Origin of the sequence: uncultured Gimesia sp. (genome assembly GCF_937919775.1) — a bacterium.
Classification (GTDB): domain Bacteria; phylum Planctomycetota; class Planctomycetia; order Planctomycetales; family Planctomycetaceae; genus Gimesia.
On record NZ_CALFPF010000175.1, the window covers coordinates 1 to 7,597 of the forward strand.

The window sequence follows — 7,597 nt, forward strand, 5'->3', positions numbered from 1 at the left end:
CAGCGCTACGTTTTTTGACCGGCAGGCGCTACGTTTTCTGACCGGTGTTTACAGGTTGAAAATGGATTTCTCGATCCACCGGAATTAACTGATAACTTACGATTGGTTGCTGAGCGTTCAGGGAAGCGTGCCTTTGCAGAACGAAAATTACAACAGGCGGCAGTCAAGCTTTCGTTATACTATCGTGATTCAACCGGTGAACCGCTGATTCCAGGTCCTGATATGATTCCTGTTTTTCCAGAATTGAAGGAGATCGAGCCAGAACGGGTTGAGTCCGATGCCAGATTGGCACTGGAACAACGGCCGGAAATTTATGCACTCGATCTATTACGGCATCAATTGGATATTGATCACTCCGAGGCCATGAATGACACTCTTCCGGCGGTGGATTTAGTAATGTCGGCCGCTCAGGATGTTGGTTATCGAACTGATCCCAAGAATGATAAAGGCCCATTTCAACTCGATGCAATGCTGTACGTGGATGTTCCGATTGAACGTCGCAAAGCCCGCGGGAAGATTCAGTCGGTGAGCGGCAAGATCTCGCAGCTCAATGCCAAGCGAAAATTAACCGAAGAGAAAATTATTGCTGAAGTCGAGTATGCCTACGCTGGGTTAATCGGGGCTTACAAACAGGCTTACCAGGCTGAGCAGGCCGTTGGTTATGCAGAAGATCTGGCACGTCGGGAGCGCCGCAACTTCGAAGAAGGCTTGTCTGATCTGTTGAAAGTGACTTTGCGCGAACAATATGCGGTTGAGTCCGCAGAAAAAGCCGTAGATGCGAAACTGCTGTATTTCAAAGAACAGGCAGACTACCGGGCAGCGCTGGCAGAAGATCAGCTTCCAGTAACTCAAAGTGAGTAGCGGTCTCCGTTTCATTTTAACAAGATTCGTTGAGCGAGATCAGGCTGACATGACATCACTCGGGGTCATTGACTATTAGATGAAAGTTTCAGCAGAGAGCCACCACGATGAACAGACATCGGATTCATAGCTTGCTCTGTATGTTAACATTTTTCGCGATGATTTGCTGCCCTTGTTATTTGATTGCAGACAGCGAACAGATCTTGTTTGAGCAGAGCCAGCTGGGAACAACACTGGCAGAGACGGGAGAGGAGCAAAGTCAAGTCTGCGTTCGCAAGGGACTTTTCTTTTCCCCCGAGTGTGGCACGCTCTTTCAGTGGAGTGAGGGGACCGGTTGTTCCGGCGGTCCTCAACTGGATCAACCACTGGTGACGGATCGTCCCAATTTTACCTCGACCTCTGTGACTGTGGGCAAAGGGGTTACTCAGATTGAGTTCGGATATACCTATCTCGACAGCAAAGCGGGGGGCCTGGATGTCCGTTATCAGTCGTTCGGCGAATTCCTGTTTCGGCAGGGAATTCTGGTGGACTGGCTCGAATTTCGTATCGATTTTTCTCCCCTGCAGCAAAGCACCGAGGCAGGCACGTTTCAGAATACGACCTTTGGAACCCAGGACCTGGATCTCGCACTCCAGTTTGCTTTGACGCCCCAGACGGGCCTCCTGCCCGAAATGGCGATCATCGTGTCGATGAGTGTTCCGACAGGCAGTCCTGCGTTCACGTCGAATCAGGTCGATCCGGGCATTGACTGGATCTATTCCTGGGATCTCAACGATTTCCTTTCGATTGCGGCTTCTACTCAAGGATATCGCACCGTAGACACAAGCGGCCAATCCTATCTGGAATTCGCGCAATCCTGTTCCGTGGGATATACGCTGTCGAAAAAGTTAGGAGCGTTTACCGAATGGTTCGCACTCATTCCCAGTGGCGCGACGACGGCGCAGACACAGCACTATTTTGACGCCGGTTTCACGTATCTGATCAACAATAACCTGCAGCTCGACGTGAGTGCCGGCGTCGGTTTGAATGATGCCGCCGACGGCTACTTTATGGGCGCGGGTTGCTCGATTCGTTTTCCCTGACAAGACTCACGAAACCTTGGATCAGCGTTTGATGCATTCGATGATGCTGAGTTCCGATTTTGTAGGAATAATGCGTATCAGTTCGAAGCCCGCTTGTTCAAAGAGAGACCGAAATTCTTCAGCCGTGCGTTCCTTGCCGCCGGGAATCAGCAGCATCACCAGATCCAGAAACTTGCCGGCGAACGGCTCGTTTCCCGCGGGAATCACACTGTCGACAACCAGTAGCTTACTGTGTTCCGGCATCGCAGTATGGCAGTTACGGAGAATGGTGAGCGATTTTTCGTCGTCCCAGTCATGAATAATGTGACGCATGAAATACGCGTCTGCTCCTTCGGGGACGGATTCAAAAAAACTGCCACCGACAAGGTGACAGCGGTTACTGAGTCCTGCCTGCTCGATATGGGGTTGCGCCCGTTCGACGACATGCGGCAGGTCGAACAGAGTGCCTTGCATGTCCGGGTATTTGTTGAGAATACTTGTGATGTTCGAGCCGTTACCGCCGCCGATATCCAGCAGGGTTTTCATTTCTGAAAAATCATACGATTGCAGGATGACGTCGGTTTCCCTGCCGTGAATGCCGGTCATTGCTTGATCAAAAATCTGCGCTTTATCGGGATGTTCCGGCAGATATTCGAAGAACGGTTTTTCAAACACTTTATCGAACGACGTTTTGCCGGTCCGAATGCTGAAGAGAATTTCACCCCATGCCCGAAAATGTTCGTCGCCCGACATCATGGCCAGCGCCCGTTTGGAACCCGGGACATCACCCCGCAAGCATTCGGCTAATGGCGTGATCGCAAATTCCTGTTGTGCATTTTCAGCAAAGATGCCCACACTCGCCAGCGCACGCAACAGGCGATAGAGCGCCCCGGCATTCGTATCTGTAGCAGTCGCCAGTTGCTCCGCCGTTTGCGGTCCTGCTGTCAACAGGTCGGCAATTCCCAGGCTGGCCGCGGCGTAAATCGCCTGTGATGACCAATAGCCGGTAATCATCTGGTCGAGTTGCTGATGGGGTGCGATCACAGTCATGGGACTTTGTTTCTCTAATAAGGGGTTGTTATTTTTTTCCGACCGGTGGCGGCTGAGGACGGGAAAAGGTTAATTTCTCTGCCGTCGATTCATCAGCCTGATATTCATAACCATCTAAATTGAATTCGGTCAGTTGTGCGGGGGCTTCGATCTGGTTCTGAATGATCCAGGCCGCCATCCGCCCGCGGGCCTGTTTCGCGAACAAAGCAATCGTACGAGACTTGCCGTCTTTGATTTCCTTGAAGACCGGCGTGATGACGGGGCCGTCCAGTAATCGAGGTCTGACCGCTTTGAAATATTCATTCGAGGCCAGATTGACCAGTGTTTTCTGCTTGTGCATTACAAGTTCCGCATTGAGCGACTTTGTGATTTTGTCGCCCCAGAAATCGTACAGCGATTTGCCGCGGGGCGTCGCGAGGCTGGTTCCCATTTCGAGACGATAGGCCTGCATTAGATCCAGCGGACGTAAAACGCCGTACAACCCGGAGAGAATTCGCAGATGGTCTTGCGCGAAGGCGAGGTCACGCGCCTTAAACTGTTTTGCCTGTAGCCCCTGGTAAACGTCCCCATTGAAGATCAGCACTGCCTGCTTTGCGTTTGTCGCGGAGAAAGGGCGTGACCACTGATTGAAGCGGCTGTGATTCAGTTCAGCCAGATCAGCGCTGATTCCCATCAGCGCGCTCAATGACTTTTTTGACATCCGCTTCAGCTTAATGACGAGTCGCTCTGCCTCATCCAGAAATTCCGGCGTCGAAAATTTCGAGGTCTGTTTTTGCGGTTCCAGATCCAGCGATTTGGCGGGAGAGAGTACAGTCAACATGGTCGCGATCGGTCCTGCTGCGGGTTGGTTAGTATCCGCGTCGGTTATAGATCGCGCGAGTCAGATTGTCAACGAAAACAAAACCAGACGTCTACGGTTTGATAGCCTGGTAATATTCGATCATCGCGTCTACTTTATCTGTTTGCGGGTGCAGCGAACCCCAGCGGAAGACCATCACTCCGGTCGCCGGCAATCGCGTGCCGTGATCCAAAACCGAATGCACCTGTTCCACGGGCACTGTTTCGCCCCAGTCTGAAAGTTGGACGATCGGCCAGATTTTATGCCGTTCTCCCGGTTCCCCTTTGATACTCAGGTGTTTGCCCAGCCAGGCGGTCTGACGCGAGATCCAGGCGGGGTCCTCTGGATGATTGAAACGCGCGTGATAAGGCATGATGCTGAACACATCGACGTATGGTGCCTGCGCTTTCAGATCGATGGCGAGTTTGTTTTTGAGTGCGCCGTTGAAATCGGTGTCAGACCAGGGGCAGTGAAACGTCCCCAATAGAGCCTGCGGTCGTGTTTCCTTGATAATCGCACGGAACTCGCGGACCCAGTCGGTAAACACATCACAGCGCCACTGGACCCAGGCTGCTTTCTGTTTTCCCAACAGGAGCGTGGAGAGTTCAGAGGTGGGGGCATCAGGCAGTGAAACTTTCGTTTCCCGCTGAAACTGTTTCAGGCAGCGCTCACAAAAACAGGTGTCGGGCAGATCGGGGACCGCGCGTTCCCAACTGGCGTGGCTGTGATGATAATCGAGCCAGATGCCGTCGATTTCAAATTCCTTGAGCACTCTGCGGAATTCGTCCATCCGATATTGGCGATAGCCGGGATGTGTCGGGCAGATTCCCTGCCAGCCCTGCGGAGCCGGACAGACTTTTCCATCGACGCCAATCGGGCTGGCATCCGGATGGTCTTTGAGATAATTGGCAACGTGCATGGTATTGAATTCAGCAAACACTTTCGCGCCCTGTTGTTTCAATAACGCGATGCGTTCCTGCGTCAAGCTTCCCGAGCCCGTAAAGACCGCATTGATGCCCAGCTCGGGTAACGTCTTTTTCTGATCCAGTAATTGATCGGGCACGCCGCCATAGATGCCGCGGATTTGAATGTGCGGCCGTTTTTGCTCCTCGGCATTTACAGTCATCATCGAGAACAAAACGGAAGTGAAGCTGATTGCCAGTGAAAACAGAGTCCGCAGCAGTGGACGCGCCATTCGATTTTTTCTCCTCAGTCGCAATGAAAGTGTGTCCTTCAATCTATCTTACCGCGGGGCAGAGATCAACGACACTCAGTGTTTGAGTTGTTCAGCGAGCCACTGGCGGGCTCGGGTTCGTGCGGGGATCTCTTTCAACACCCATTCGTCGGAATGATTGGGATAAGGGAGTGACAGGAAGGTGAACTGGCCTTGGGAGTTTGAATCTTTGAGATACGCTTCCGTCGCGCGGATACTCTGTTCCTGGCTGATAAATTGCGGGCGTGAGCCGAGTCGCGCCAGTCGTTTGCGGGCGGACGCAGCGTCGCTATCGGGATAATTCCATTTGCGCACGCCGTCGTAATGACTGTGAGGCAGCATGGCTTTCCAGAGGGCTGCGATCTCATCGTCACGCAGACCGATATAGTTGCAGGCGATGGCGCCGCGTGAGAATCCGGTGAGAAAAACCGCGTTCGGGTCGCCGCCGAATTCCTTACAAATCCGAGCAACCGTCTGTTTGCAGTAGGCGGCGGTGGCATCAGGATCGCCCCACCAATTGAGGGCGTGCTTGCCAGATTTGGGATCGACGAAAGGGAGGCTGACCCAGATCATGCCTGTGCCGCCCGATAAACCATAGCCGAGTTTGCAGTCCTGCACGCGGCCTTGACTGCGATCACCGAGGGAATTCGAAAAGCCGCCGTTCCCCGGGTATTCCATGATCACCGGATACTTTTCGCCGGGTTTCCAGTCCGGAGGAAGATACAGCGCGTGTGCGATTTCGGTCTGTTCAAATCCGGGATTCGTCTGCCAGACCCGTTTTCCGGCCTGCGGTGGTTCGTGTGTGACCGCGGGGACTTTTAAATCGGAGGGCAGACTGTTGAGGTTGACCGGATCGGCGGCGGAGACAACGACGGAGTTGCTGAATAAAAACAAGAAGAGGCCCAGATGGTTCACACAATGGATCGCAGACATGTTCCGTTCACTCCCGTTTTGAGTTATTTCTGTTTCTGAAACGCTTCCGCTTGCGGGTCGCCGCCCGCTTTGAGGTAAGCCAACAGATCCAGTATTTCCTCCTGTGTGAGGACGTTTATCAGGCTGGCCGGCATCGGCGAAGTTTTGGAGAGGACCGCTTCTTCAATGTCTTCGCGGAGCACAGGGACAGTGGTCTGTCTGACGGGATCGGTTTCGACGGTGATCGTCGTTTTACTGACGCCAACGGGGCGTCCGGTCACAATTTTTCCGCTGGTGAGGATATAAACCGTGTAAAGATATTTTTCGTCCATCACTTTAGAGGGCGCGATAATCGATTCCAGAATGGCGCGGCTGTCGAAGCGTTTTCCGACACTCGTTAGATCAGGGCCGACCTGGGCCCCGGTCGCGCCGATGCGATGACACTTCAGACAATTGGCGGCTAACAGCGCCTGTCGGGCGTTGTTAAAGGAGCGATTGGTTGTGACCGATGCCAGATGTGATTCGAAATCATCGAGTTTCCAATCCTGTACTACGGGGCGTGCGGGGCCGGTTTCTTCCTCGACCAGTGGTTTATCCAGAGCCGCGATTTCTTGACTGAACTCCTGACGCTGCTGTTCGGTGAGCGTGTCTAAAAAGTCGACGCGGATATCACGCATACGCTCGGTGATCTGCTTGCCGCCACTGAAGGTGCGGGCGTGTGCCAGCCAGGCGAGGAATTTGCCTTGCAGATCTTTGTTCCAGCCTTGTCGGGCGTGTGTCAGTGTTCGGGCGGCCCGAATCTGTTCTTCCTGTGTCGATGTGTCGGTGAGCAGCTTGACAGTTTGGGGAACAACGGATTCGTCTTTCAGATAAACCAGCAGGTCGCAGAGCAGGTGATTGGCGCTGCTGGTGACATGCGGGTACAGCGGCTGCAGTCGTTGTTTGATGATGTTGGTTTGTGCTGCTGTGGGGGCGCCGAGTCGAATGAAACAGAGCTGGTAGGCCCGTAGCAGGGCCAGTAGCTGTTGTTGTTTTAACGGACTCAGATCGATGCGGTTCAGCGCTGCGAGGACAGCGTCCTTGTCCGCGGCAGTTCCCTTGTGGCACAATGCGATCAACCCGGCGATGGCTGCGTTGGGCTGTGATTCTTCCAGCGCTTTTGTTCGCCACTGCGAAACATCCTGGTTTTCAATCGCCCGTCCAGCAGCGAAACGAAGCCAGCGATCTTCGCTACTCAGATGAGGCCAGAGTAAGTTGATGTCGGCTACTGGTTTCGTTTGATACTGTTCGATCTGACGCCTTAGTTTTCGTGCCGTCAACGCCAGGGCTTCTGTTTTCTCGTTAATCACAGGGGCCGTCGATTTTGTCTTTTGTTTTGCCGTTGGCGTCACGCGATAAAGTCCCGATTGCGAACCGCGACCGCCGGTGATGAAATAAAGCGCGCCGTCGGGACCGAACTGCATGTCGCAGACGTTGAGCGGCCCCCCTTCGAGAAAAACTTCGTATTGGCAGGTATAACTGGCGCCGACAGGAATCAGATCGACGAGCAGGATGCGTCCGTTCTGCCAGTCGGCGATATACAGCGCGTTTTTGAAGCGGTCAGGAAAATTGCTTTCCGTACCAAAGATCATCGCGGTGGGTGAACCGAGGCCGGTGTCGAGC

At 53.5% G+C, this 7,597-nt stretch carries 6 protein-coding genes and 1 pseudogene; 2 read left to right on the top strand and 5 right to left on the bottom strand.

The features are described 5' to 3' along the window. Positions 1–222: 222 nt before the first annotated feature. On the top strand, positions 223–861 hold the full coding sequence (locus Q0294_RS04770; RefSeq protein WP_299461461.1) for a TolC family protein: 639 nt from the start codon (positions 223–225) through the stop codon (positions 859–861). Between the two features lie 158 nt (positions 862–1,019). Next, complete coding sequence (locus Q0294_RS04775) at positions 1,020–1,943, top strand: transporter (RefSeq protein WP_299461463.1); 924 nt, start codon at positions 1,020–1,022, stop codon at positions 1,941–1,943. A gap of 21 nt (positions 1,944–1,964) precedes the next feature. Here Q0294_RS04775 and Q0294_RS04780 read toward each other — a convergent pair whose 3' ends face one another. From Q0294_RS04780 to Q0294_RS04800, 5 genes and pseudogenes are all read right to left on the bottom strand, one after another. Beyond that, entirely contained in the window at positions 1,965–2,972 is a 1,008-nt protein-coding gene (locus Q0294_RS04780) for a methyltransferase (protein WP_299461465.1), read from the bottom strand. A 28-nt stretch (positions 2,973–3,000) separates the two neighbouring features. Continuing rightward, positions 3,001–3,792 carry a peroxide stress protein YaaA gene (gene yaaA / locus Q0294_RS04785; RefSeq protein WP_299461467.1) on the bottom strand — a complete coding sequence of 264 codons (792 nt, stop codon included), beginning with the start codon at positions 3,790–3,792 and terminating at the stop codon, positions 3,001–3,003. 91 nt (positions 3,793–3,883) lie between these two features. Continuing rightward, a complete protein-coding gene (locus Q0294_RS04790; protein ID WP_299461469.1) occupies positions 3,884–5,005 on the bottom strand; it encodes a hypothetical protein in 1,122 nt (373 codons plus the stop codon). Between the two features lie 75 nt (positions 5,006–5,080). Beyond that, the gene (locus Q0294_RS04795; protein ID WP_299461471.1) at positions 5,081–5,956 is read right to left on the bottom strand and encodes a hypothetical protein; all 876 of its coding nucleotides are present in this window, start codon (positions 5,954–5,956) and stop codon (positions 5,081–5,083) included. 23 nt (positions 5,957–5,979) lie between these two features. Next, positions 5,980–7,597: pseudogene (locus tag Q0294_RS04800) on the bottom strand (c-type cytochrome); the annotation flags it as partial.

What these genes read in the sequence shown, in the direction of transcription:
- Q0294_RS04770 (WP_299461461.1), top strand. Translation starts at nt 223, where the DNA reads ATGATTCCTGTTTTTCCAGAATTGAAGGAGATCGAGCCAGAACGGGTT.
- Q0294_RS04775 (WP_299461463.1), top strand. Translation starts at nt 1,020, where the DNA reads ATGATTTGCTGCCCTTGTTATTTGATTGCAGACAGCGAACAGATCTTG.
- Q0294_RS04780 (WP_299461465.1), bottom strand. Translation starts at nt 2,972, where the DNA reads ATGACTGTGATCGCACCCCATCAGCAACTCGACCAGATGATTACCGGC.
- yaaA (WP_299461467.1), bottom strand. Translation starts at nt 3,792, where the DNA reads ATGTTGACTGTACTCTCTCCCGCCAAATCGCTGGATCTGGAACCGCAA.
- Q0294_RS04790 (WP_299461469.1), bottom strand. Translation starts at nt 5,005, where the DNA reads ATGGCGCGTCCACTGCTGCGGACTCTGTTTTCACTGGCAATCAGCTTC.
- Q0294_RS04795 (WP_299461471.1), bottom strand. Translation starts at nt 5,956, where the DNA reads ATGTCTGCGATCCATTGTGTGAACCATCTGGGCCTCTTCTTGTTTTTA.